Source organism: Anabaena sp. UHCC 0451, assembly GCF_034931405.1.
Classification (GTDB): Bacteria; Cyanobacteriota; Cyanobacteriia; order Cyanobacteriales; family Nostocaceae; genus RDYJ01.
Map to the genome: position 1 here is coordinate 1 of NZ_JAYGHA010000027.1, position 25,793 is coordinate 25,793.

General features: G+C 39.1%; 21 protein-coding genes. 6 read left to right on the plus strand and 15 right to left on the minus strand.

The genetic code is table 11. The annotated features are described in order from the left end of the window. Positions 1–115: 115 nt before the first annotated feature. The 7 genes from VB694_RS18180 to VB694_RS18210 all read right to left on the minus strand — a co-directional run bounded on the left by VB694_RS18180 (position 116) and on the right by VB694_RS18210 (position 10,499). Positions 116–2,497, minus strand: a complete 2,382-nt coding sequence (locus VB694_RS18180) for a dynamin-like GTPase family protein (protein WP_323361743.1) — start codon at positions 2,495–2,497, stop codon at positions 116–118. 166 nt (positions 2,498–2,663) lie between these two features. Further along, on the minus strand, positions 2,664–3,392 hold the full coding sequence (locus VB694_RS18185) for a phosphate/phosphite/phosphonate ABC transporter substrate-binding protein (RefSeq protein WP_323361744.1): 729 nt from the start codon (positions 3,390–3,392) through the stop codon (positions 2,664–2,666). A 193-nt stretch (positions 3,393–3,585) separates the two neighbouring features. Beyond that, complete coding sequence (locus tag VB694_RS18190) at positions 3,586–6,087, minus strand: U32 family peptidase (protein WP_323361745.1); 2,502 nt, start codon at positions 6,085–6,087, stop codon at positions 3,586–3,588. A 198-nt stretch (positions 6,088–6,285) separates the two neighbouring features. Further along, positions 6,286–6,672, minus strand: a complete 387-nt coding sequence (locus tag VB694_RS18195; RefSeq protein ID WP_323361746.1) for a type II toxin-antitoxin system VapC family toxin — start codon at positions 6,670–6,672, stop codon at positions 6,286–6,288. Beyond that, positions 6,669–6,920, minus strand: coding sequence for a hypothetical protein (locus tag VB694_RS18200; protein ID WP_323361747.1), 252 nt, complete (start codon positions 6,918–6,920; stop codon positions 6,669–6,671). Before VB694_RS18200 ends, VB694_RS18195 begins: the two co-directional genes overlap by 4 nt. 635 nt (positions 6,921–7,555) lie before the next feature. Beyond that, the gene (locus VB694_RS18205) at positions 7,556–8,686 is read right to left on the minus strand and encodes a pentapeptide repeat-containing protein (protein WP_323361748.1); all 1,131 of its coding nucleotides are present in this window, start codon (positions 8,684–8,686) and stop codon (positions 7,556–7,558) included. Between the two features lie 454 nt (positions 8,687–9,140). Next, positions 9,141–10,499, minus strand: coding sequence for an NAD(P)/FAD-dependent oxidoreductase (locus VB694_RS18210; protein WP_323361749.1), 1,359 nt, complete (start codon positions 10,497–10,499; stop codon positions 9,141–9,143). A 281-nt stretch (positions 10,500–10,780) separates the two neighbouring features. On the opposite strand from VB694_RS18210, the gene ilvC reads away from it, so the two are divergent. From ilvC to VB694_RS18225, 3 genes are all read left to right on the plus strand, one after another. After that, entirely contained in the window at positions 10,781–11,776 is a 996-nt protein-coding gene (gene ilvC, locus VB694_RS18215) for a ketol-acid reductoisomerase (RefSeq protein ID WP_190557979.1), read from the plus strand. 153 nt (positions 11,777–11,929) lie between these two features. Next, a complete protein-coding gene (locus VB694_RS18220; RefSeq protein ID WP_323361750.1) occupies positions 11,930–13,078 on the plus strand; it encodes an AAA family ATPase in 1,149 nt (382 codons plus the stop codon). Further along, the gene (locus tag VB694_RS18225; RefSeq protein WP_323361751.1) at positions 13,078–13,668 is read left to right on the plus strand and encodes a DUF4276 family protein; all 591 of its coding nucleotides are present in this window, start codon (positions 13,078–13,080) and stop codon (positions 13,666–13,668) included. The genes VB694_RS18220 and VB694_RS18225 overlap by 1 nt, the downstream gene beginning before the upstream one ends. Positions 13,669–13,876: 208 nt before the next feature. Here VB694_RS18225 and tkt read toward each other — a convergent pair whose 3' ends face one another. The 3 genes from tkt to acpP form a co-directional block, all read right to left on the minus strand. Continuing rightward, complete coding sequence (gene tkt, locus VB694_RS18230) at positions 13,877–15,889, minus strand: transketolase (RefSeq protein ID WP_323361752.1); 2,013 nt, start codon at positions 15,887–15,889, stop codon at positions 13,877–13,879. A gap of 276 nt (positions 15,890–16,165) precedes the next feature. Next, a complete protein-coding gene (gene fabF / locus VB694_RS18235) occupies positions 16,166–17,413 on the minus strand; it encodes a beta-ketoacyl-ACP synthase II (RefSeq protein ID WP_323361753.1) in 1,248 nt (415 codons plus the stop codon). 145 nt (positions 17,414–17,558) lie between these two features. Then, positions 17,559–17,810 carry an acyl carrier protein gene (gene acpP / locus VB694_RS18240; protein ID WP_323361754.1) on the minus strand — a complete coding sequence of 84 codons (252 nt, stop codon included), beginning with the start codon at positions 17,808–17,810 and terminating at the stop codon, positions 17,559–17,561. Between the two features lie 291 nt (positions 17,811–18,101). Here acpP and VB694_RS18245 point away from each other — a divergent pair, with 291 nt between their 5' ends. Further along, entirely contained in the window at positions 18,102–19,007 is a 906-nt protein-coding gene (locus VB694_RS18245; RefSeq protein ID WP_323361755.1) for a CoB--CoM heterodisulfide reductase iron-sulfur subunit B family protein, read from the plus strand. A 538-nt stretch (positions 19,008–19,545) separates the two neighbouring features. On the opposite strand, the gene VB694_RS18250 is transcribed toward VB694_RS18245, so the two are convergent. The 5 genes from VB694_RS18250 to VB694_RS18270 form a co-directional block, all read right to left on the minus strand. After that, the gene (locus VB694_RS18250; protein WP_323361756.1) at positions 19,546–20,499 is read right to left on the minus strand and encodes an asparaginase; all 954 of its coding nucleotides are present in this window, start codon (positions 20,497–20,499) and stop codon (positions 19,546–19,548) included. A gap of 186 nt (positions 20,500–20,685) precedes the next feature. Next, entirely contained in the window at positions 20,686–21,186 is a 501-nt protein-coding gene (locus tag VB694_RS18255; RefSeq protein ID WP_323361757.1) for a CGLD27 family protein, read from the minus strand. Positions 21,187–21,203: 17 nt separating this feature from the next. Next, complete coding sequence (gene rsfS / locus VB694_RS18260; RefSeq protein ID WP_323361758.1) at positions 21,204–21,644, minus strand: ribosome silencing factor; 441 nt, start codon at positions 21,642–21,644, stop codon at positions 21,204–21,206. 353 nt (positions 21,645–21,997) lie between these two features. Further along, complete coding sequence (locus VB694_RS18265; RefSeq protein WP_323361759.1) at positions 21,998–23,272, minus strand: glycosyltransferase family 4 protein; 1,275 nt, start codon at positions 23,270–23,272, stop codon at positions 21,998–22,000. A gap of 495 nt (positions 23,273–23,767) precedes the next feature. Further along, positions 23,768–24,817, minus strand: a complete 1,050-nt coding sequence (locus tag VB694_RS18270; RefSeq protein WP_323361760.1) for a sugar transferase — start codon at positions 24,815–24,817, stop codon at positions 23,768–23,770. Between the two features lie 437 nt (positions 24,818–25,254). On the opposite strand from VB694_RS18270, the gene VB694_RS18275 reads away from it, so the two are divergent. Beyond that, the gene (locus VB694_RS18275) at positions 25,255–25,389 is read left to right on the plus strand and encodes a hypothetical protein (RefSeq protein ID WP_323361761.1); all 135 of its coding nucleotides are present in this window, start codon (positions 25,255–25,257) and stop codon (positions 25,387–25,389) included. 9 nt (positions 25,390–25,398) lie between these two features. Then, the gene (locus VB694_RS18280) at positions 25,399–25,614 is read left to right on the plus strand and encodes a hypothetical protein (RefSeq protein ID WP_323361762.1); all 216 of its coding nucleotides are present in this window, start codon (positions 25,399–25,401) and stop codon (positions 25,612–25,614) included. Positions 25,615–25,793 lie beyond the last annotated feature (179 nt).

The window sequence follows — 25,793 nt, forward strand, 5'->3', positions numbered from 1 at the left end:
TTATCTTCCATCTCTTTTCTTCCTTTGCATCTTTGCTTCTTAGCGACTTTGCGCGAAACCATAAAATTAGGTGAACACAAAAAAACCCTGCATTCACCCAAAAATATTATTTATACTATACCTCTTCCCCTCCAATTACAGGCAGTAAATGTTCATATAACTGCATAGCTTGTAAACAGCTATTAATCCCCAAAACCGCAGAATTATACTCCTGAATTTTCTCCTCAACCTGATTTAATAAACGTTGATTATTAGCAATTTTTTCCTCAGCTTCCTGTTGCAAAGTCTTCTCTAAATAAGCACGCGCATGAGGATATAGTTGTAAAATCTCATCTCCTTGTTTTTCCCCCATTGGTAACAAATGAGTTTTGATAGTTTGGTTGATAGTTTGACGGAAAGATTTACGAATAGTAACTTCTACTTTCGGTTCAAAATCTAACTTTAATAATTGTCTAATTGCAGGTTCAGCATCTCTGATACTTTCTGCATCGTAAGCTTGTGAAGTTTGTTCTAATACTTGTCGAAATTGATAGATAGAAAAAGTTCCTTCATTGTAAAATCTGGGACTTTCTCGCACAAAGCGATCGCATTCTACACTAGCAGAACTTATCAAAGCTTGAGAAACTTGTTTCTCTATCGCTTTTATTTCTGCTTCAATTCCTCCATCATTCCCTAACAAACGATACAATTGGCGGTAATATTCTGATTTTCTAATCTTTTCCATTATCTGTTGAAATAGATTAGCAATCACTTGTTCACAAGAGTCTATTAAAATGTCTTCTAACTGATTAGAAAGATAATAAAAAGCCTCTACTAAAATAGCTAGTAAAGGTGCAGTTGCATTGCGGGGATGACTCAAAGTTGCACGACGATAAGCATCAGCTACGGAAAAAGTATCTAATAATTCATCAAGACGACGAATCATTTTTGATTGTAATTGTCGAAAATCATTTTCAAATTCCTCACAATGATTATTAATGATTTGATTGACTTCATCATTAATATGTTGATGAAAATCTCTCCCTACTTGTTGGAGTTGCTGATTTAATTTTTGCAACTCAAATTCTTTCATACTTTCGATTTCTCGCGGTTGACTATCTAAGTCAATTTGCACAATTTGATAGTGTTTTTTGATTTTGATGCAAATATCTCCTAAGTCATCCGCGAGATTTTTAAATAACTGAGGACGTTTTTCTTCTGTTAAATAGCGAGTAATGGAAGTTCTGAACTCTTCAATTCCACTATCTTGAATTAATTGGTTAATTAATGGTGTTCCCTGTTCGCTTAAAATTCTCACATAGTTTTGATTAGGAGTTTCAAAGCTATTAACAGAAATTCTAAATTGACTTGGAGATAATTTCCCAGAAGTGCAATAACGATTAAATTCATTCACAAATTGCGGTGTTTCTTCTCTACTATCTAAACCTCTGACGCTTTCGGAAAAAATCGAATCTAAACCAAATCTATCTAATTGACTGGTTTGTTTCAAGAGACTTCCGTAAAAACCTAGTAAACCACTGGTTTTATAAACCCTGCTACTATCTCGAAATTGTCCATTAATTAAATCTTCTAATCTTTGTTTGAGTTGGGTATTGTACCAAGTTTCATCAATGCGGTTAAAGATATAAAAAACGCGATCCCTAATTCCTGAATTTCCCCGCATCGTTTCTAATAGTTCTGTTTCTTCCTTTGTCATATCTCCTGCTGATGCAGGTTTGAGAACACAGACTACTGCTGATGTATCTGGATGTTGAATTTTTTCATAAGTTAATTGTGCATCTTTTTCTACTGGTGCATCAATTCCTGGTGTGTCAATAATGATGTTACCATCTTCTAAAAGTGGATGATAACAATAATATTCAATTCGTTTCAAAACTGCACTATTACTACCTCTTCGTGCATATCCCGCAGCTTCTTTAAGGTTAGTAAAATTAAACTGTTCCATCGAATAAGTGGCATTACTAATTGTCTTGATGTGTTCTCTATTTGCCACATATCCATCTAATAATAAAACCAAAGCTTTTGCTTGTTTTGCACGTTCTGATTTACTTTCTCCACCTTCTTGTTGAATAATTGCTTGACAACCTTGATGCAGCAAATCAATTACATCTTGTTTGTTGATATTTTCAACTGTATTAAATCCCAACTGTTGACATAAAAAAACAGCTTGTTCTTGAATTTCTGCTTCACTCAAAAAGGTTAAAACTACTCTTTCTGCATCTGCTGGTGCATACTCAATTTTGCATTCTGTACCAGTTGCGTGTCCTTCTGCACTATATAATAATTCTCTTTCCAATAGTGCATTAATCAACATTGACTTACCCGCACTAAAAGCACCAGCAAACACAATTTCAAACCTGGGAGAAATGGCTTTCCCTAAAGATATTTGTACAGATGTGATATCTTGCGATCGCAAAGCCGCTTCTTGGTGTAATAGTTGTAGAATAGTCTCAACTTGTACCTGTAATTGCTGACACTGGGGCGCTAAATTTGACATGATAAGTAGTAAACAAAGGTTATCAGTATTGTAATACTACTTATCACCATTTAGCTACATTGTATTCAAATCACCACGAGTCATATCATGCCTGAGTATTTTCAATACCCTTTTCTTCATCTTCACAGGTTCATTTTATGCCCTTGTCTACTACTATCTGTCAGCACTACTTAGCTACAAGTTGCTTAATAGTGTCTATTTCAGATTCAGTAGTCATGATCCATTTTTCAATATTCAATTCATTTAAAATATCTTTTCCTTTGGGATTTTGATCCATTTCTAAAAGAATTGAAGTCAATTTTTGGTGAATTTTATTTGCTTTCGATGATAAAACCATCTGATGAAAAACCTTTTTTTGTTCCGATGTGGCTATATATTTCACCAGACTTTTTGTTGTTCCTCCCAATTCTTCATAAGTATCTTTGTAAACAAATCCTAAAGATGCTTCGGTTTCTTTATTAGCAATAGCCTTAACTACAGCTAACCACGTAGGTTTATCAATTAATTCAGCGTGTTGAATGCCTTTATCTTCAAGGGCATTTAAACCTACTTTGGTTGCTAACATACTCGCCACACTCACTAATTTAGAACCTTGAAATGATTGTAGAGAAGGATTATCTAGATCAGGATGAGCAATAAAAACAACTTCATCATATAAATTACTTGGACGTGCTACAGAAATAAAATTGTTGTTCAACAACTTTATGGTATCGCTCGGATTACCATAAACGATATCTGCATCGTTCATTTTTTGATGAAATTCCTGAAAATCCATTGCTAATTCCAAATGGACTGTTTGCTCAAGATTTAGACTTAGATATTGTGCAAATCTAAACCAGCGATCTGGTTTTTTGGCCGTATCATGGGGGCAAACCATTAAATTTAGTTTATCCATTGTTAATTCTTCCTTAAATTTAGAGAATGAAGTTTATTTTGTACCTCTTTGTATTGTTGCTCAGTATATTGCCTTAATATTGATACCAGTTACAGAATTTAACATATATTCTGCAAACGCCTCAAGTTACATTCTTGTCAGCATTGAGTATATTTTAGCAAATTCTAGTTGGGGACGACTTCAGTAAAATCCCTTATATTAAACCTAAAGCTCCACGAGTTACACCTAGTTGATTTTGTAACTTTAATTTTTGCCAAAGTTGTGAACCGGAAATTTCTCCTTGCAGCAGTTGTTGATAATAATCTATTGTTTTGGTTACTTGTTCTGGTGTTTCGTTGAGAAATTCAATTCTCAAATGTTGTAAACCTAAATTAATTAATTTCTGCACATATTCCGCACCAGTTTGTGCAGTACCATTATATACTGTATTTCGACAACCTGCGTCTGCTTTGAGGATGTGTTCACTACCTACCCTGTCTCTTATTTTTACTTCCTGTTTTTCGCAAGGTCTACCGCAGTTGGTGTAGTCTGTTCCTTCAGAAAGGAAAGCACAAAATACACAATGTTCCATGTGAAACATAGGGATATGTTGATGTATTGTCACTTCCAAAAATTGAGGTGAGTAACTGGTAATTAAATCTTCGAGTTGGTTAATATTTAAGTCGTAGGATGCTGTTAACCTTTCTAAATTAAACCGTTGTTGAAAGTAATCTGCTGTTAAGGAGTTAGCAACATTTAAAGAAAAATCCCCAACACATCTTGCATCAGCAAAATACTCTAATTGGTCATAATTTCTAATTAAATAACCATCAGCATTAGCATCTTTTACTTGTTTTAAAATCCAATTTTCTCCAGGTTTAGTTATCCGAGGTGGTGCTACAAAGATGCTGGGGACTGGGGACTGGTGATTGGTGACTGGGTATTCCTTAAATATTTTTACCGCTTCTTTATAATTGCGCGGGTCTTCAAATTCACAGTATATGGTTTTAATATCTGCGGTTACTGCTGCTTTTAATTGTTTGATATTTCTCACTAAAACAATGAGTGAAGGAGAAGCAGAAACTGGGGAAGATTCAGGTTTAATTAAATCTGTCCATTTTGCATGATGATTTAATTGCCAAAGTTTGGGTTTACTTCTTAATTCTTCCAACTGCTTGACAATTTCCCGACGCATCTTATTTAATTCACTCACGGGTAACATCACATTACTAATGAGATTATTTTTTAGATTTTGTAAATAAAATGGTGTATTACCTAAACGTCCAAATTGTTCCTTTAGCTTTTCATCTGTTAAAGGTTTAGTGTGTGCTTCCTGCAATAATATTTCCGATTCAATTTTAACAATGTTACCAATTTCATCATCAGCTATAGCTATTAATTTATCCCCAATTTCCCCATATACTTCTATATTAATCGATCTGGTAAATTGGGGATATTCACCTTCATAACTTTGACGAATTTGTTTATCTAATTCTGGGTCGCTGGTTTTCCAAACCTTATCACCTCTATGAATTTTTAACCAATTCAAATCATCTCTACCAAAAGTTAAAATTACCTCTTTTCCTTTGGGGATAACTTCATATATTCTTCCCCCTTCTTCCCTCGCTTCTGGATGTCCGCAGTCAAATACTACACCATCACCAGGTTTAACAGATGCTTGCAATTTTATGGTTATTTGTTCATTTCTAACGCGGGTAACTTCTCCTAAATAAACACCGCGTTTTTTACCGAAGTTTGCATGAACTAATTCCTGATTATTTATACCCTTAAACCAACCAGTATAGAGTCCACGAGAAAATGCCATTTCTAAATTATATTGGTCTTTTTCTCTACTAAAAAACTTCTCTATATTCTGTTCTTTAATTTTATCTAATGCTTGGCGATAAACTTGAGTGACATTAGCAACATATTCAGGTGCTTTTAATCTTCCTTCAATTTTTAAAGAAGTAACTCCAGATTTTACTAACTCCGGTAAAACTTCTAAACCTGCTAAATCTTGAGGACTAAGTAAATATTTGCGATTACCTAAATCAACAACTTCCCCATCTGCAATTAAATCATAAGGCATTCTGCAAGCTTGAGCGCATTCTCCCCGATTTGCGGAACGTCCTCCTAATGCTTCGCTGGTTAAACATTGTCCAGAATATGCGACGCACAAAGCACCATGAACAAAAACTTCTAAAGGTAAAACTGCTTGTTTTTGAGATATTTGTTGTTGAATTTTATTGATTTCAGAAATTGAACATTCCCGCGCTAAAACTACTAATTGACATCCTAAAGATTTAGCAAATTCTACTCCCACAGCACTACTAATAGTCATCTGGGTTGAAGCGTGAATAGGGAAGTCTGGAGAAAGATGACGAATGAGACGACAAATACCCACATCTTGAACGATGAGAGCATCGACACCCGCAGAAATGATCGTTTTGAGGTATTGCTGTGCTTGGGTCAGTTCCTGGGGGAAAATCAGGGTATTGAGAGTGATATAACCTTTAACTCCTCGTAGGTGCAGAAATTCCATTAATTCTGGTAAATCTGCTTCGGTAAAATTCTCCGCTCGCATCCTTGCGTTAAACTTTTCTAAACCAAAATAAATCGCATCTGCACCATTTTCTACTGCTGCTTGAGCGCATTCCCAGTTACCCGCAGGTGCTAGGAGTTCGGGGAGTTTGATTTTTGTGGTGGTGCTTGTCATTGGGGTTAGTCGGGTTTACGTCAGTTTATTGATTGTATCTAAATTGTTGGGTGGTTGTGGGAAAGGGTGTTTTTGGGTAAGAATTCAGGTAAGGTGATAAGATCCCCGACTTCTGAGATCAATTTATCATTTATGAACACAATAAACAAAAGAAGTCGGGGATCTGGGTATGAACGATTGCTATATCCGATTCCTAGATTACCAATCAACTTTCACAGAATATTGATTAAAAACAGAATCACAACTAATTAAAATCGCATCTTCAAGATTTGCTTGTGAAATTAATAATCTATCAAATGGATCTTTATGATGTAACGGTAAATTATCTAATCCTAATATATGTTCAGATGTGATTGATAAAATCACAATATTATGATTATGTATTTGTTCATTGATAATATCTCTTAACGGAAGTTGCAAAGATAACTTACCTAATTGATATTTAATTTGCATTTCCCAAATACTAACTATACTGAGAAATTTGATATTAGAACTATTAGATAATAAAGCTAAACTTTTAGCAGATAATTTATGAGGTTGACTATCCCACCAAATAAAAGTATGAGTGTCAAACAGTAATTTCATGATTCTCCTAACCAAAATTCATCAGGTAAGGGTTCATCAAAATCATCACTGGTTGATATTGCACCTAAATGTAACCCTGGTTGATCTTGTTTTTGCTGATGATGTATGGGAACAACAGCTAATTTTAGCAGATTGTGATCATTTCTTTCTAAAGTGGAAATTAAAACTTCCACCTCATCACCTTCTTGAAAAGAGTCTGGTAATTCTTCTAGTAAAATAACTGTCTTTCCTTTGATATAACCTTTCATTCTTTTTTGAGGATTGATGTAATTTAAGTTATACTTATCTATTTTAACATACAAGTTTCACAGTTGTCCTAATTATGATATTCCAGAAGTCCGGTATCTGGGGAGAATATTAAATCACATCCTGTAAATCCTTAAATCCTGGATATCCTGATTCAGACAAAAACATTTACAGTAGAGTCAGAGACTCTAAAATGGCATTCCCAGTCGGAGACTGGGAACGAGTTAGACAGATGATCAAGCTTCACAAAACCAATACAAACAGTAGATCTATTGATTGAATAAGGGATAATATGTACTTAGAGATAGGAGTACCATGACAAGACCAACAATAAATGACATAATACGACCTGGTGTGTCTAATGATGTTTCAGAGGTTTTAGATAAAAAACCTGTAAACATAAACAATGACCCAATCAGCAATAAAATAGCTGCGTAAATAAATTTCATTTTCAAATCCTTTAGTCGCAATTATTCATTTAGAGTAACAAACTGTTATTTCGCTGTAAAGTGGAAATACTCTCTTATCAATCAATCAAGGTAAATAACTATTCAGTTACTCAATTTGTTTTTACTTGTTACTCGTCCTTAGTCTCCTAATGGGAAGCCTATTGAGAATATACAAGAATCAAATCTTCCTAATTATGAATTGACCCGTCTGGCATCATAGCACCTTTTAGATTAGCTTCTGTGATATTAGCTGCTATAAGGTTGGCTTTTATGAGGTTAGCTCCTCTGAGGTTAGACTTTTTGAGGTTTGCTCTTCCAAGTTTTGCCCAGAAGAGTTTAGCGTATTTAAGATTAGCTGCTATGAGATTAGCTCCTTCAAGGTTAGTCATTTGAAGTTCGGCTTCTTCAAGATTAGCTTCTTCAAGGTTAGCCATTTGAAGTTCGGCTTCAATGAGGATAGCTCTTTTGAGGTTTGCTCTTCTGAGTTTCGCCCATAAGAGTTTAGTTTCTCTAAGGTTAGCTTTTTCAAGGTTAGCTCCTTCAAGATTAGCTTTTTCAAGGTTAGCTCCTTCAAGATTAGCTCCTTCAAGATTAGCTCCTTCAAGATTAGCTCCTTGCAACTTTGCCCCTTGAAGATTTGCTTTACTGATATTAACATTCCTTAAATCAAGTCTTGTATTTTCTGGATCTGGGTGTTCACGTCTTCCAATTACAGTGAGACATTCTTGAATATCAAGCCGAAGTTTTGGTAATTCTTCTATCTCTTTTTCCTTTTGAACATTTGACCATTCATCCACTAAAGGTTTTTTATTTTGTGGCTTCTCCTCTTTTTTTATAGGTGCATTCTCACGCACAAAAGCTGTAAGAAGTTCCATAATTGTCCACTGGTCTTGTTTTGAATCTTTGGCAATTCTTTCTAAAGTGTAAATCGCACCTAATCTAACTTCTATCTTATCACTTGCAAGCTGTTCTATTGCCTTAGCAAAGCGTTCTGTGATTTGCTTATCTTGTGCAATTTCAGCATTTTTATTAGCAGCTTTAGCACTTTCGTTAGCAGCCTTAGCAGTTTCTTCCATAGCATAAGCTCGTTTGGCTGCAAAGACAATATTTATAGATGCTGCAATACCACCACTAAATAAGCCAGCAGTCTTTAAAATTTCAATGATGTATTCACCTTTTTCTTTTAAAACTTCTATCTTATCAATAGTTAAAATCATGATAATTGGATAAATTGCAACTAAAAAAGGTATAGAAATAATGAATACTAGGGCAGCAATAATCCAATTTCTTGTGATATTGTTTATATCATCGTTAAACATAATCTAAGTTTGATCACCTGGATAAAAATATATTAGAAATACTTGACTAACCATATACTGTCAAACGCTGCTGTCGTTGCAGAAAGTTGAGAGAATCTAGGATAATTTGCACAAGTTCAGTTTGTCCAAATAATGGCATCCAATTAACTATTGTGCTGGTGATAAAATGTGGTTGATTCCCTAATACATGATACCTGCTGCGTCCCATTGTTTCATTTAATTTGGTAGATGTGGTGATTTGATTTTAATATGGGAGGCAGAAGTTATACATCGTATTATTAAGGATAATTAGTAAATTTGTGATACATAAAAGTTATCATCAGAGGGAGGCAGAGCCTCTAAAATGGCATTCCCAGTCTGGAGACTGGGAACGAGGGTAAATAAGGAAAATATGATATTTTGTGAGGCAGAGCCTCCTGATGGCATTCCCAGTCGGAGACTGGGAACGAGTGAACTATACATTTAGCGGTTGTCTGGTTTTCGCCGGCTGATAATGTCCATTACTTTCCACTGGTACAGGTTTAACAACTTCTTTTCCTGTAATTAATCTCGCGCCACGATTGCGGGTAAAATAACTCCACAACCATTGAATCATGACAACTAATTTGTTATCAAATTCAATCAGGAAGTAGATATGAACAAATAACCAGAAGAACCAAGCAAAGAAACCTTTAAGTTTGATAAATCCTAAGTCAACAACTGCGGCGTGTTGTCCAATCATTGCTAAACTGCCTCTATCCACATAATTAAATTGTGGTAGAGTTTCACCTTTGAGGCGCTTTTGAATTAGTTTGGCTACATATTCCCCTTCTTGCATCGCTACTGGTGCAACACCAGGTAAGGGTTTATCATTTTGATGGGCAAAATTTGCTAAGTCACCAACTACAAATATGTTGGGATGTCCTTTAATACTTAGGTCTGGTTCAACGATAACACGACCTGCGCGATCGCTCTCAACTCCAGTTTTTTCTGTCAAAATTTTCCCCATCGCTGAGGCTTTTACACCCGCTGCCCATAATACAGTTTTAGCAGCAATTTCTTTAACATCATCACCTTGTTTGATCGTAACAATATCATTTTCAATATGTGTTACTAAGGTTTTGGTTTGCACATCAACACCCAAAGCCTTTAAGGATGCTTCCGCTGTTTGGGATAATTCCGGTGCGAAGGGAGGAAGAACTCGATCTAAACCTTCTAACAGTAAAACTCTGGTTTCTGAGGTGTCAATTTTGCGGAAGTCTTCTTTGAGGGTTTTGGTTGCTAATTCGGCGATCGCTCCCGCTAATTCTACCCCAGTTGGACCACCACCCACAATTACAAAAGTTAATAAAGCCTGACGTTTTACCGGATCAGTTTCCTTTTCCGCTGCTTCAAAGGCCATAAAAATACGCCGCCGCATTTCAATAGCATCTTCGACAGTCTTCAAACCAGGTGCAAACTCTTCCCAGTTATCCTTACCAAAATAAGAGTGCTTCGCACCTGTAGCTACAATCAAGGTATCATACGGTACTGCTTCATTACCCACCATGACCTTTTGTTCTGTGGGGTCAATATCATTCACTTCACCCAACAATACTGATGTATTTTTGCTCTTGCTGAGGACAGAACGCAATGGTGAAGAAATATCCGCTGGAGACAAAGCACCTGTAGCTACTTGGTACAGAAGTGGTTGAAATAGATGGAAATTGCGTTTATCTATTAGCGTCACATTGACATTAGCCTTGGATAAAGCTTTTGCTGCATATAGTCCACCAAAGCCACCACCAATGATAACTACCTGATGTGGTGGGTTATTGTCATGTAAATCAACCATAAGAAATGTTTCCTTGTATTACAGGTGCTGTAACTATTCTTAACACTTTTGTATCAAAATTGTCACATTTTTTCTGTTTATCTTGAACTTCTTAAAAAAAAATTAAAGTAGCGAATAGGACAGGTGACAGGTGACAGTAATAAGGGAAGAGGTTAAGAGGTTAAGAGAAAAAATTTATCCCCAATCCCCAGTCCCCAATCCCAAGTCCCCAGTCCCCAATTTGCGGTACAATCATAAATCTGCCAATTTTATAACAACCTTTGTGAACAGGAGATGCTTCTATGGCGCGTATGTATTATGATGAAGATGCTAATTTGGATCTTTTAGCGGGAAAAACTGTTGCTATTATTGGTTATGGTTCACAAGGTCATGCCCACGCGCTGAATCTAAAAGATAGCGGTGTAAATGTGATTGTTGGACTATATCCTGGTAGTAAGTCCACCGCTAAAGCGGAAGCTGCTGGTTTGACTGTAAAAAATGTAGCTGATGCTGCTAAAGCTGCTGACTTCATCATGATTTTGTTACCTGATGAAGTGCAGAAAACAATTTACAAAAACGAAATTGAACCTAATTTAGAAGCAGGTAACGTTTTAGCTTTTGCACATGGTTTTAATATCCACTTTGCACAGGTTGTTCCCCCTGCTGACGTTGATGTGGTGATGGTAGCACCCAAGGGACCTGGCCATTTAGTCCGTCGGACTTATGAACAAGGTCAAGGTGTACCAGCGTTATTTGCAGTATATCAAGATGCTACTGGTAAGGCACGCGATCGCGCAATGGCTTATGCTAGAGGTATCGGTGGTACACGCGCTGGTATTCTAGAAACAACTTTCCGCGAAGAAACCGAAACCGATTTGTTTGGTGAACAAGCAGTATTGTGTGGTGGTTTAAGTGCTTTAATTAAAGCCGGTTTTGAAACTTTGGTTGAAGCAGGTTATCAACCAGAATTAGCATATTTTGAATGTCTGCACGAAGTTAAATTAATCGTTGACTTGGTTGTAGAAGGTGGTTTAGCTACCATGCGCGATAGTATTTCTAATACGGCCGAATATGGTGATTATACCCGTGGTCCAAGAGTTGTTACTGCTGAAACTAAAGCAGAAATGAAGAAGATTCTCAGCGAAATTCAATCTGGACAATTTGCGCGGGAATTTGTGTTAGAAAACCAAGCTGGTAAACCTGGGTTTACTGCTATGCGTCGTCAAGAAGCTGAACATCCTATTGAGGAAGTTGGTAAAGATTTACGTGCTATGTTTAGCTGGTTGAAGAAAGCGTAATTTTGGGTAATTGCAAAAGAGGTGATTGGTGATTACCAATCACTTCTTAATATCTATTTAGGGCTTGCTACCTGGAAAATAGCTATGATAAGGTGAAGAAATAGTAAGTTTGCTATTTTTAACTGATCTGTTGCAATCTTATCTTTATTCCTAATGTTTATTTCTCATATCATACTCAAGAATTGGCGTAATTTTCTGTCAGTAGATGTCGAATTAGGTGACAGAGTTTTTGTAGTCGGTCCTAACGCTTGTGGTAAATCTAACTTTCTTGATGTATTTCGCTTCCTACGTGATATCGTCAAGCCTGGAGGTGGATTACAAAAAGCGGTAAAAGATCGTGGAGGAGTACCAAAAATTCGTTGTTTATTAGCAAGAAGATATTCAGATATTGAGATAGAGATTCATATTTCTGAATCCCATAATCACCCTCCTAAATGGAAGTATTCTATCGGTATTAGGCAACAAAAGGGGGGTTCTAATCCACCTATTTTATCCTATGAACGAGTATGGAAAGATAATAATCAGATCCTTGATAGACCAAATCATAAAGACGAAGAAGATAAGCTCAGAAAAACACAAACACATTTAGAGCAAATTAATGCTAATGCTGAATTCAGAGACATTGCTAAGTTTTTTGAATCAGTTCTATATCTACACCTTGTACCGCAATTACTCCGTTATCCAGAAGCATTTTCTGGACCGGGAATTTCAGAAGATCCTTTTGGTAGAAGTTTTCTAGAACGCATTACAAAAACTTCTGAAAAAACTCGCAAATCTCGACTAACAAAGATTGAAAATGCTTTGCGTTCTGCTGTTCCTCAATTGAAACATCTTACTGATATAAAAGATGAAATGGGTGTTCCTCATTTAGAAGCAGTATATGAGCATTGGCGACCTCAAGCTGGTAAACAAAGAGAAGATCAATTTTCAGATGGAACATTACGTCTAATCGGCTTGCTGTGGTCATTACTAGAAAGTGATTCATTACTACTTCTTGAAGAACCAGAGTTATCTTTAAATGCAGCTATAGTAAAAAAATTGCCTTCTTTAATGTATCGAATACAGCGTCAGAAAAAAAGACAAATAATACTTACTACACATAGCGCAGATTTACTGGAAGACGAAGGAATTGGAGGTGAAGAAATCCTACTTTTAACACCAAGTCCAGAAGGAACTAAAGTTACAACCGCATCATTAATTGATAATGTACGTGATCTGTTAGAAGGAGGTTTAAGCATAGCTGAAGCCGTATTGCCATTAACTAAACCATCTGAAATTAATCAATTGGAGATTCATTTATAGTGGATTTGATCCCTATTAATTTAGCTGTTGAGGACCCACTGAGTGAAGCTGTCTTGCGAGCAATTTTACACCAATCAAACCGCCCTTATATAGTGGATAATTGTTATTCTAAAAACGGTTTCGGCTATCTTAAAAAGAATATCAAAGGATTTAATAATGCTGCCAAAGGAACGCCTTATATAGTTTTAACAGACCTTGACAGAGCAGAGTGTCCGCAGGTACTAATTCAAGAATGGCTACCATATCCAAAACATCCTAATCTCTTGTTTCGTATCGCTGTCAGGGAAGTAGAAGCATGGCTTTTAGCTGATAGAGAAAGCTTTGCCAAATTCTTGGTAGTTTCACAAACATTGATTCCTCAAAATGTCGATGAAATTAGTGATCCGAAACAAACATTGATTAATATTGCGAGAAAATCTAAAAAACGTGAATTGTATGAGGCTATAGTTCCACAGTCCAACAGCACGGCAAAGGTAGGTAGAGACTATAATGGACAGTTGATTTACTTTGTTAATAACTACTGGCAAATGGAAGTAGCTAAGTTATGTTCCCCAAGCCTACAAAGGGCTATCAATGCTATAAGTAGGTGAACAGAAAAATTTAAAGGTATGTGAAGAAAAGTAAAATCGCCCAAAACTCTCTTCCTGTTCCCTGTTCCCTGTTCCCTGTTCCCTTGCCCCAACGACAATTTTTAACGCCAACCTACTTATCTAAATTTGAGCCAATATAAAGTAAAAGGGCAGGATTTTCATCCCACCCTTGAAAAACAAAACTATTTAGACAATACTCTGTTGTTAATTAACCCAACAATGCCTTAGCTTTAGTTAACACATTATCAACTGTGAAACCAAACTTCTCCAGACAAATACCACCAGGAGCGGAAGCACCAAAGGTATCAATACTTACTGTATCGCCTTCACTACCGATATATTTGTGCCAACCGAAACTGCTGGCAGCTTCTACAGAGATACGCTTGGTGACAGCTTTAGGTAGAATAGCTTCTCTATAAGCTGCATCCTGTGTATCAAACAAGGTGGAAGAAGGCATTGAAACAACACGGACTTTCTTACCTTCAGCAGTGAGTTTTTCGGCTGCACTGACACAGAGGCTTAATTCTGAACCAGTACCAATTAAGATGATATCTGGTGTACCAGCACAATCAACAATTGTGTATCCACCCTTAGCTACACCTGCAATGGATGTACCTGCTAAGTTGGGTACATTTTGACGGGTGAATGCCAACAAAGTAGAAGCTTGTGCTTTAGATTTCTCGATCGCTACTTTATAAGCACCAGAGGTTTCATTTCCATCTGCGGGACGAATTACAGTTAAGTCAGGAATCGCACGCAAAGAAGCGAGGGTTTCAATGGGTTGGTGTGTCGGACCATCTTCACCTTGGCCAATGGAATCATGAGTCATTACCCAAATTGAGCCAGCTTCAGACAAAGCAGCTAAACGAATAGCAGCCCGCATATAATCTGTGAAGATTAGGAAAGTCGCACCGTAGGGAATCAATCCCGAACAATGCAGCGCCATACCGTTACAGATTGCACCCATAGCGTGTTCCCGTACACCAAAGTGAATGTTACGGTTTTGGAATTGTCCTTTCTGGAAGTCACCGAAACCCTTGAGTTCAGTCAAGTTGGAGTGGGTTAAGTCAGCTGAACCACCAATTAATTCAGGTAAAACCGCTCCTAGTTTGTTGAGGCAGGTTTCTGAATGTTTACGGGTAGGTAGGGCTTTATCTTCTGCTGTGTAGGTAGGTAGAACTTTGTCCCAACCTTCGGGCAGTTTACCGCTCACGAAACGTTCAAATTCTGCGGCTTCAGCGGGATATTTAGCCTTATAGTCAGCAAAGGTCTTGTTCCATTCACCTTCAGAAACTGCACCACGTTCTACAGCCTTACCCAAATGCTTGAGGACATCTTGTGGAATTTCAAAAGGTGCGTATTCCCAATTTAAGTGTTTGCGGGTTGCGGCTGTTTCTTCTGGACCCAATGCAGCACCGTGAATACCAGCGGTGTTTTGCTTGTTGGGAGAACCATAACCGATGGTGGTTGTCACCTTGATCATGGTGGGTTTGTCGGTGACAGCTTTTGCTTCTTCAATCGCTTTGGCAATTGCTCCTAAATCGGTGTTACCGTCTTTAACGTGGAGAACGTGCCAACCGTAAGCTTCAAATCGTTTAGAAACATCTTCGGTGAATGCTACATCTGTCGAACCATCAATAGAGATGTGGTTGTCGTCGTAGAGTGCAATGAGTTTACCTAAACCCCAGTGTCCAGCGATAGAAGCCGCTTCACCAGAAATTCCTTCCATGTTGCAACCATCACCCAAAATTACATAGGTGTAGTGGTCTACAATTTTGGCATCGGGTTTGTTAAATTTAGCGGCGAGGTGTGCTTCTGCTATGGCTAAACCAACGGCGTTAGCAATACCTTGACCTAAAGGACCAGTGGTTACTTCTACACCAGCTGTAACAAAGTTTTCTGGGTGTCCAGGAGTTTTAGCTTCCCATTGACGGAATTGCTTGATATCTTCAATACCGACGCTATCGTAGCCTGTCAGGTACAGCATGGCATACTGTAACATAGACCCGTGACCAGCAGACAAGACGAAGCGATCGCGGTTGAACCATTTGGGATTTTTGGGGTTATACCGCATGAATTTATCCCAAAGGACAAAAGCCATCGGAGCAGCGCCCATCGGCAGTCCAGGGTGTCCCGATTTGGATTTTTCTATGGCATCAACAGCCAAAAAACGAATCGAGTTAATACAAAGTTCTTCGAGGGATTGGGTTGCAACAGCCATAATTTCTTGTTTTTAACGACGGGTTAGGACTCTTTGTAGCTTTCTGTTTCTGGGGTCATTATAAAGCGATCCCACCATCCACATCATCCCATTCCTGCCTGTAGATGGACAAGCGGGATCTTCTGAGTTTTAGGTGATGAATACAGCTAATAATTGGTGTGTTTTGAACTCTAAGTTCAGCAAGGAGTGATATATATAATACGGTCTACGGGGTGGGGTGATGGGGGAAGTTGATAACCCAATGCCCAATGCCCAATGCCCAATGCCCAATTACCATTAGCGGTACTTCTTAAAAGCCAGGGTGACGTTATGACCACCAAATCCAAAGGAGTTGGATAGTGCTACCTCTACTTTTTGAGCGCGGCTATTGTGGGGTACATAATCTAAGTCACAACCTGGATCAGGATTATCCAGATTGATGGTAGGCGGTATATGGTCATTTGCGATCGCTAAAACTGTCGCTACTGCTTCTATTCCTCCTGAACCACCTAACAGATGACCTGTCATGGATTTGGTGGAACTAATTGCTATCTTGTAAGCATGATCACCTAAAGCTTTTTTAATAGCTGCTGTTTCTGTGACATCATTGGCTGGGGTGCTAGTCCCATGAGCATTGATATAGCCCACCATTGCTGGTGTCAGTTGAGCGTCTTGGAGCGCCAGTTCCATTGCTCTAGCAGCACCTAAACCACCGGGAACTGGAGAGGTCATGTGATAAGCATCACAGGTCATGCCATAGCCGACCATTTCCGCATAAATCCGAGCGCCACGACTCAGGGCGTGTTCTAATGCTTCCAGAATTAAAATTCCCGAACCTTCACCCATAACAAAGCCATCCCGATCTTTGTCAAATGGACGACAGGCACTATTTGGGTCATTTTTCGTGGAAAGCGCCCTGGCTGCGGCAAATCCAGCTACAGACAATGGTGTTACTGCTGCTTCCGCTCCGCCACAAATCATCGCTTGGGCATATCCATTTTGAATTAACCGAAAAGCATCCCCAATCGCATTAGAACCAGCGGCACAAGCTGTCACTGAACAGGAATTAGGTCCTTTAGCACCAGTATGAATTGCTGTTAATCCTGCCGCCATGTTGGCAATCATCATCGGGATCATGAATGGACTACAGCGATCAGGTCCTTTGTTCAGATAGACCGTCTGCTGATCTTCTAATACTTTGATGCCACCAATACCTGAACCGATCATGACACCTATCTGTTCGGCGTTGAGGTCATTGATCACTAATTCCGCGTCTGATATTGCCTGTTTAGAAGCTGCGATCGCAAATTGGGCAAACCGATCCGTGTGCTTGGCTTCTTTCTTCTCCATGTATTCATGCGGATCAAAGTTTTTCACTTCTCCCGCAATTCGACATTTATGCCCAGACGCATCAAAAGCTGTGATGTAATTTATACCATTACATCCGCTTAACAATCCTTCCCAATACTCAGATGGTGTGTTACCAATAGGTGTAATCGCGCCAACACCAGTTACAACAACGCGTTTACGTTTATAATCTGTCATGATTCAGTTAAAGGTGGCGAAAAAGCAGCAAGTAGAACAATAGGGAAACTTAGGGATGAAGGATAATTGGCATCAAAATTTAGAAGCAGTTCAAAATTCAAAATTTCTCAGTGTCCTGTTTTTGATGCCCGCCCCCTCACCACTCTTAAGCAGATGCAGCAACGTTAGCGTCGATGTAGTCTACTACCTCTTGAACTGTTAAAATCTTTTCGGCGGCTTCATCGGGAATTTCGATATCAAATTCTTCTTCCAAAGCCATTACCAGTTCCACGATATCTAGGGAGTCAGCGCCTAAATCATCTATAAATGAGGCATTTCCTACAACCTTTTCTTTTTCAACATCCAGTTGCTCGGCGACGATTTTTTTAACTCGTTCAAAAGTTTTTGATTCATTCATAGATATAAAGTCCTTAACCAGTTGCTATGGTCTGCTCTTTATGGGAAATGTTTTTTGAGCATATACATCTTATCGGAAAGGGTGATCCTCAGTATAGTTATCAGAAAAAGGGAATAGGCAACAGAGAACAGAGTAACAAGGAATCAGGCACAGGGAATAATTAAAAATTAAACAATTAACAAACTTCTGCCTTCTATCACCTGTCACCTGCTATAAGCTAGACTCGCGGAAGATACTAAAACTGTTGGATTTGTTCTACCAGGGCGATCGCTCAAACTCAAATATAATTTTATGCTATCTCAAACCCTAAAATACGCTTACTACCCCGGTTGTGTTGCTCAAGGAGCTTGTCGGGAGCTTTATCTATCCACTCAATCACTCACCAAAGCTTTGGGTATTGAACTTATTGAACTCAAAAAGGCTGCTTGTTGCGGTTCAGGTACGTTTAAGGAAGATTCCCAGTTATTGGAAGATACCGTTAATGCTCGGAATATAGCTTTAGCAGAAGAATTAAATCTACCTCTTCTTACTCATTGCAGCACTTGTCAAGGTGTTATTGGTCATGTTGATGAACGTCTCAAGGAATGCCAAACAACTAATCCAATTTATGTTAATCAAGTTAATGGGCTGTTAGAAAAAGAAGGTTGTTCTCCTTATCGGGGTAGTACAGAAGTTAAACATCTACTTTACGCTTTAGTCACAGATTACGGTTTAGAGAACATTAGTCAACGTGTCACCCGCAAGTTATCTAACCTCAAATGTGCAGCATTTTATGGCTGTTATCTCCTCCGCGCTCAAAAATCCATGCCTTATGATGATCCGTTTCAACCAGAAGCAATGGAAAATGTGTTTCGGGCTGTAGGAGCAACTCCTATATATTATCGTGGTCGCACCCAATGTTGTGGTTGGCCTCTCTCCAGTTATGCTACTACCGAATCTTTCAAAATGGCAGGAATGCACATTCAAGAAGCTTTAGAAAATGGTGCTGATTGTATTGTTACCCCTTGTCCTTTGTGTCACCTCAATTTAGATTCTCGTCAACCAGAGGTAGAAAAAGTCATTGGTAAAAAGTTAGGTTTACCTGTTTTACATTTACCTCAATTAATTGCTTTGGCTTTAGGAGTTAGTCCTGAATTACTGGGTTTAGAAAGACATATTGTTTCTACAAAATCTGTTTTAGAAAAATTGGGATTTTAGGTAATGGGGACTGGGGACTGGGGACTGGGGACTGGGGACTGGGGACTGGGTTATTAACTTCCCCTACCTCCCCTACCTCCCCTACCTCCCCTACCTCCCTTTCAAATCCCACATAAAACAAAACCCCGTAACCAACTAAGATTACAGGGTTTCATTTTTAAATTTGGTGGCGGGAAGTGGATTTGAACCACTGACCTTCGGGTTATGCTTACCAACTACAACTTTCGTTGCCTAGTTAAACTAGTTTGTGGTCTGGACTGTCCCTTCACCCTCGTCATTAACGTTAGGGTGTCTGCCTTCCAGTCTCTACACCTTCTCCATTTCGGGAGCTTGGTTCGGGATTACCGCGCTATTGGCTTCCCCGAGTTTGACAGATAAACACATACAAGTTTCTTTGTATGCCGCCCAATGCAAGACTAACTGATAAGCGTTTAGTTAATCTTCCGTCTTGAGCCCGACGAGCTACCAGGCTGCTCTATCCCGCGTTGCCTTTGTCTCTCGACTTCTTTAATATAACGCGAAGTCAAAAGTTTGTCAACTACAAAAGCGATAATTCTCCAATTACTTCCAAACGCTTGTATTTCCCCAGGTTCATAAATTTTTCGGACAGGCTTTGGGCAATGCTGGGACTAATCCAACCCATTTGCTGAAGCAGATGAATAGCTACGGCGTATTTGGCGCGTTTAGCACCATCCATAACTTTAATAGCTAATCCCATTCCTTCACCAAGTCGGCCAATGCACTGTACCCCTTCCGCACCTGCTTTACTGACCAATTCACTGGGAGCGAGGCGCATCAATTCCGTGTCGAATTCTCCTTCACCTGCCACCATATTAGGATGGTGATTCATGGCGCGGACAATGCGTTCCATATCTAAGTTATTGCTGGAAGCGAGTACAGCATATAAAGAGGCCATTTGACTGAGTTGCATCAAATATGTGGGTGCGCCACAGTCATCATGGGCGGTGAGAAATTCCTCGGCTGGCATTCGCAGCAATTCTGCTACTTTGGTGATAATTAACTGTTGGACTGGGTGTTTACGATCCAAATAGCTAGTTAAAGGCCAATGGCGTTGCTGACAAACTGCTAACATTCCGGCGTGTTTACCAGAGCAGTTGTATTCTAAGGTGCTGCGCTTACCTTGAGGAACTGGGCATTGCAAGGTAGTGGGGTCAAGGTCAGCCCGCCAGAGGATGTTAAATACTTGCCGCACCTGTTCCATGCTGCCTTTGTGGGAGCTGGTGATAATGGCTAAGTCGCGATCGCTCAAATCATACCTTTCCAGTGTGCCTGTGCTAGTGACAGCCAATGCCTGAAATGGTTTGAGGGCAGAACGGGCAAATGTAGCGGTTTCAGCGTTGCCAGCAACAGATAGAACTCGTCCCCGTTCGTCGCTGACTACAGCCTGGACTATATGCCGAGATTCGATAATACCTTCGCGCAGTAACCGAACTTCCAGTGCTGCGGCTTGTGTTCGTTTTCCCATTGTCATGGGTTTATATCTATTTTGTAGGTTGTCAGTGGTCAGTGGTCAGTGGGAAAAGGCAAGAGGCAAAAGGCAAAAGGCAAGAGACAAAAGGCACGAGGATAACTTTTATTTTTTCTTGTTCCTAATGACTAATGACTAACGACTAATGACTAATGACTGATGACTAATGACTAATGACTAATGAATAATTTATAACAAATGCCAGACTATAGTACCAATAAGATACATTAAAGCCAAGACAGCAAAGGTAATTTGCAAGCGTTGGAGAATGGGTTTAATTTCGTAGGAGACAATGAGGCGATCGCGGACGATGACTTCCTGGGGTTTTGTCCAAGTTTGTCCGTCATACCAACCGGATTCTTCATAGAATACTTTGGTACTGTAAAGGCGATCGCGCACATAGAACCAACCCAAATATAACCGCACTAATATCAGAACTACCCCCACACTAGCAGCGGCTGCTCCACAGAGAATAAAATGAACTATATGCTTTTGTGGAGGAAAGCTGGCCGCTGCTACTGGTCCGGCAACTAGCCATGACCAACCCCAAATCCAAAAAATCTTGGTGAGATAATTACGCCAGCTTAAGGTCGTATCTCGAAATAGCCAGGAGTTTTTTAATTCTTCGTACTCATTCAGTGGTTGTTGTTCTGTGGGAACCGGGCAGTTAGAAACCGATGATCTCATCATCTGGGCTTATCCTCAACCTAATCAGAGTTTGGTAACGATATGCGTTCTGCATGAATCCAGAATGCTTCTAAATTATAAAACTCCCGTTCCTTGGGCATCATGATGTGAACGATCACGTCGCCATAGTCTTGTAGCACCCAACTTCCCTCAGCCTTTCCTTCTGTTCTTAGGGGACGACGGTGCAAATCACTTTCTACTTTTCCTTCTATTGCTGCGGCGATCGCCCTGACTTGGACTCTAGAGTAGCCAGTCATCATTACAAAGTAATCGGACAGGTAAGAGACATCTGCTACCCTGAGCAATAATATCTCACCTGCTTTGCGTTCTGAACCAGCTTCGGCGATAGTTTTGGCTAATTGTCCACTTACATCATCATTTGCCACCATTGAGGTGTTCACTGTACTCTTTGTCAGTGAAACAGATTCTAATGGGAAATTACCTTGAAAATAATCAGTCATTAAACCTCATCTGCTTGTTTTTTGTGATCACTTGTTTGATATGTAGCACTCAGCATGATGATCAATAACAAATTCAGCCACCGATGTGAGATAACTTTTGTATCATCAATGGTTGAAACTGTGAATTTGCGTTAGATATGCTGTTCACTAATATGTTTACAAGCAACTGGCGATTGTGTGAATAGGTTTTTTTAAATACTAACAAAAAAATAGGTGTTTTTGACACTTTACCCACTAAGGCATAAGCCTGTAGAGGTATTCTAGATTAATTTCTTGTTTGATTTCGAGATTGTAACCGACAATAACTTTGTTAATCCTGACTCAAGACAATGGTTATTAATAATTTATGAATATTATATGGAGTCGTTTGGCTTGACAACTGTGGGTTGAATTGTGTCAGATGCTGTCGTCAAAGAGTGAAACAATGCCTCATACTGATTTAAAGCTTGCTCAAAGGTATATTGCTCAATAGCATAGTGCCGACTATTGTCACCTAAACTTTTGACCAGTTCTGGATTTTTGTACAAATCTAAAATAGCCGCTGCTAAGGCTTGAGGATCTTCTGGAGGAACTATAACTCCACCACCGCTTTGTTTAATTGCTTTAGCTGCTGTGCCATTATCAGGGACAGACGCAATTAAGGCTCTGCCACTGGCAAGTATGACTTGAATTTTCGATGGCATATTAAAGGAGATCACGTTTTTCTTTTGTACTACTAAACCCAAATCTGCTGCTGCTAACATTTGTGGTAGGTCTTTACGGGCTTGAAAAGGTAATAACAAAACGTTATCTGCATCCCAGTCTAAGCATTGCTGTTGTAGTCGCTGTAAGCCTTTAGCTTCACCTACAATCACAAAGGCGATTTCTGTGGTATCACGTAATTCAGCAGCAGCTTTAATCACTGTTTCCAAGCCTTGTGTTAAAGCGATGTTACCAGAATATAACACCACAAATTTACCATTGAGGTTATGTACTGCCCGAAAAGGGTTATTTTCTTTTGGTAAAGGGCTAATAAAATTCACATCCACCCAGTTAGGAATTTGCACAATTTTGTGGTCAGCTATACCCTTGGAGAGCAAATTTTCTACGAACCCATCTGCAATCACACTAATTTTAGTAGCTCTGGAGTAGGCAAATTTTTCTAAGGCTGTGAATATCTTGATCAGTAACTTATTTTTCAGTAGACCGACGTGGATAGCTGCTTCAGGTAATATATCTTGCAGATTTAAGATGATAGGACAGGTGCGTAACCATCCTAACACAGCAGCGGGTATGCAAACTGGCAGAGACGGAGATGTTAAAAGAATTACATCTGGTCGCCAACCTATAAGTGCCGGTAAAAAACTGGTGACTACAAAACTAGCATCTAGTAATACTCGATCTAATAGGTTAGGCTGGGGGCGAATCCAAACATAACTGCGTTGAATTTGCACACCATTTCGATCTTCTGCTAAATAAATTTTACCGCGATATTCCTGATAAATTTGACGTTCAGGGTAGTTGGGCATAGCTGTGACTACGCGTACTTGATGTCCACGTTTCACTAGTCCCTCTGCTAATTCTGTCATTAATGGAGCGATACCAATAGGTTCTGGGTGGTAGTTGTAAGAGTATATTAAAATTCGCATAACAAATTAGTCAGAAGTCCCTAGTTTTTTCTCGAATGATAATTAAGTATCTGTCGTTAAAGCTGCTTGAGAAGATTATATCTCCTCAATAAGTTTATCATCTCTTTATACTGGTTCTTTGTCAGTAAGTTTTCGTTGAAAATTACGTAAATTTTGATATCAGCGTATTAAATCACTTTGGCAACGGTGATATAGCAGGTGACTGGGGACTGGGGACTGGGGACTGGGTTGAAAGTCTGTTTGTATTTGAGTTTGATCATTAGTTAATGTCCTAACCACCCTATCCATTGCTATAAATGATAAATTCTGGAGTCAAAACAAAATTTACCCAGAGCCGTTTTGATCAGCTTGGGTAAATTTTGTCATAAAATTTGGTATCTTTTAACAAAGAGTAAACAGTTTTGCAGGCATCAGGCTGAGGGTTTGACACCCGCTATCAACGCTTGATGCTTTTTGTGTAGAGAACCAAAATGGGTGTGATCAAACTGATTACTTTTAAACAGCACCACTGTTTTTGTGAAACAATATGGTTATAGTTCTCAGAATCAGCTTGATATCGTAAACTAAAGTCCAATTTTTTTGATACTGTAAATCTAGACGAATAACATCTTCAAAACTGCGGACTGTTGAGCGGCCGTTTACCTGCCATTCACCAGTCATCCCTGGTTTTACATCTAACCGCTGCCACTCTGGTACTTCATATCGTTCTACTTCATCGGGGGTAGGTGGTCTGGTACCAACTAAACTCATTTCACCTTTAAGGACGTTCCAGAATTGTGGCAGTTCATCTAGACTTGTGCGACGTAAAAAGCGACCTACCCGCGTAATTCTGGGATCGTTATCATTTTTGAAGAAAGCGCCTTCTACTTGGTTTTTAACTTGGGATTTTTTGGCTTCCGCATCGACACACATAGACCGGAATTTCCAAATAGCAAACCGCTTACCCATCCATCCACAACGGGTTTGTTTAAAAAAAATCGGACCGGGATCGTTGATTTGAATAGCGATCGCAATAGGAATGAATAAAAATCCTGTAATTAGTAAACCTACCAATGATCCCACTATGTCAATCAGTCTTTTCATCCAAGAGGCCACAGAAGGATGGGTCTGAGGGAGAGGATCTGTTTTGCGAGTAACGGTTTTCCGACTATCGCCAAGGTTACTAGATTCTATAGGTTCGACGCTGTTAGGAGACTCAATAGAAAATACTTGATCTAATCCTGTGAGGTTTAGCACGGCCATAACTTGAGGAGTAACATTACGAAGTCCGAATGCGATCCCGTGTTCCTGGGCATATTTAAAATTACTCACTAAAGCTCCTAAACCGCTGCTATCCATAAAGATAGTATTTTGGAAGTCAAGGACAACCTGCTGGGGATGTGAATCAGCTTCGATTAAGTTTTGGCAGGTTTGCTTAAAGCGGATAGCTTCAAGCACGCTCAAACGTATCGATACCTGAACTATTGCTGTGTTGTTCAGGTAAATAACTGGGAAATCTGCCTCTGTGGGTTGGCTGCTCATGAAGCTATGCACTTTAGTTGCCATCTAAATCTAATCTGCCAAACATTATTTTGTCCTGGAAAATTACTTAACCTAATTTTGAAAAAGTAGAATTAAGGACAGGTGGCTAGTTTTTAGCTCTCACACTCCTATCTATCATCTCATGATTGCTAAAACTACAGTTAAACCTACTGCACGCCTGGTGGAAGTTTTTTCTGCTATTCAAGAAGAAGGATTCAACTTCGGGATACGCCAGATTTTTATTTGTTTCGGTTTTTGTGATTTGCGATGTCATTTTGGTGATAGCGTTCATACATGAAATGCACCCTCTGGATGTGAGATAGATGGTTCACCTGGATGATGAGATTTGGAAATCTACTCTAATCCTATTCCCCCGCCTATGTTGGTCAAATGGATAGAAAGACAAAATTTACTTTTTCTACACGATAGCATGAGCTTAACTGGCGGCTAACTACTTCTTTATGCCCCATTTTTGGGACAATTTCTGGGGTTTGGGCGATCGCTTAACAATTCCCCTATATTCGGCAACTAGAGGATATCGCCTAGAGGAATTAGCCAAGATTTTCTTCTACCTTAACGCTATAGGCATGATTTAAAATTGCCTAGTGCTTAGTGATCGTAGTCTTTGTCCAGAACATAAACAATTTTCCCAACTATGCTTTGATGCAAATTTAGAAATTTTTGTCAAGATAATTGTCTCTCAAAGGAGAGATCCTGGCGAATTGGTACTTTCTTTTAAGTTGATTGCCAGCGTAGCTGAGAATGTTCCTAAATTTCTGCAACTTGTTACACCTTTAGCGGATTCGGAAAAATTCAGTTAAGTATCTGTTTAACAATGATAAGTTTTGATGAAGCAGTTTTTTACATAAGTGTGGGTGATCCCTCAGACTCATAAGAAAAGAAAAACAAAAACGGGCTTGCTGGCTCAATACACTTAAATTTGATGAAACACCAAATAACAAACAATATGCAGTTGTTTTTTTGTGGGTTGGATGTCACC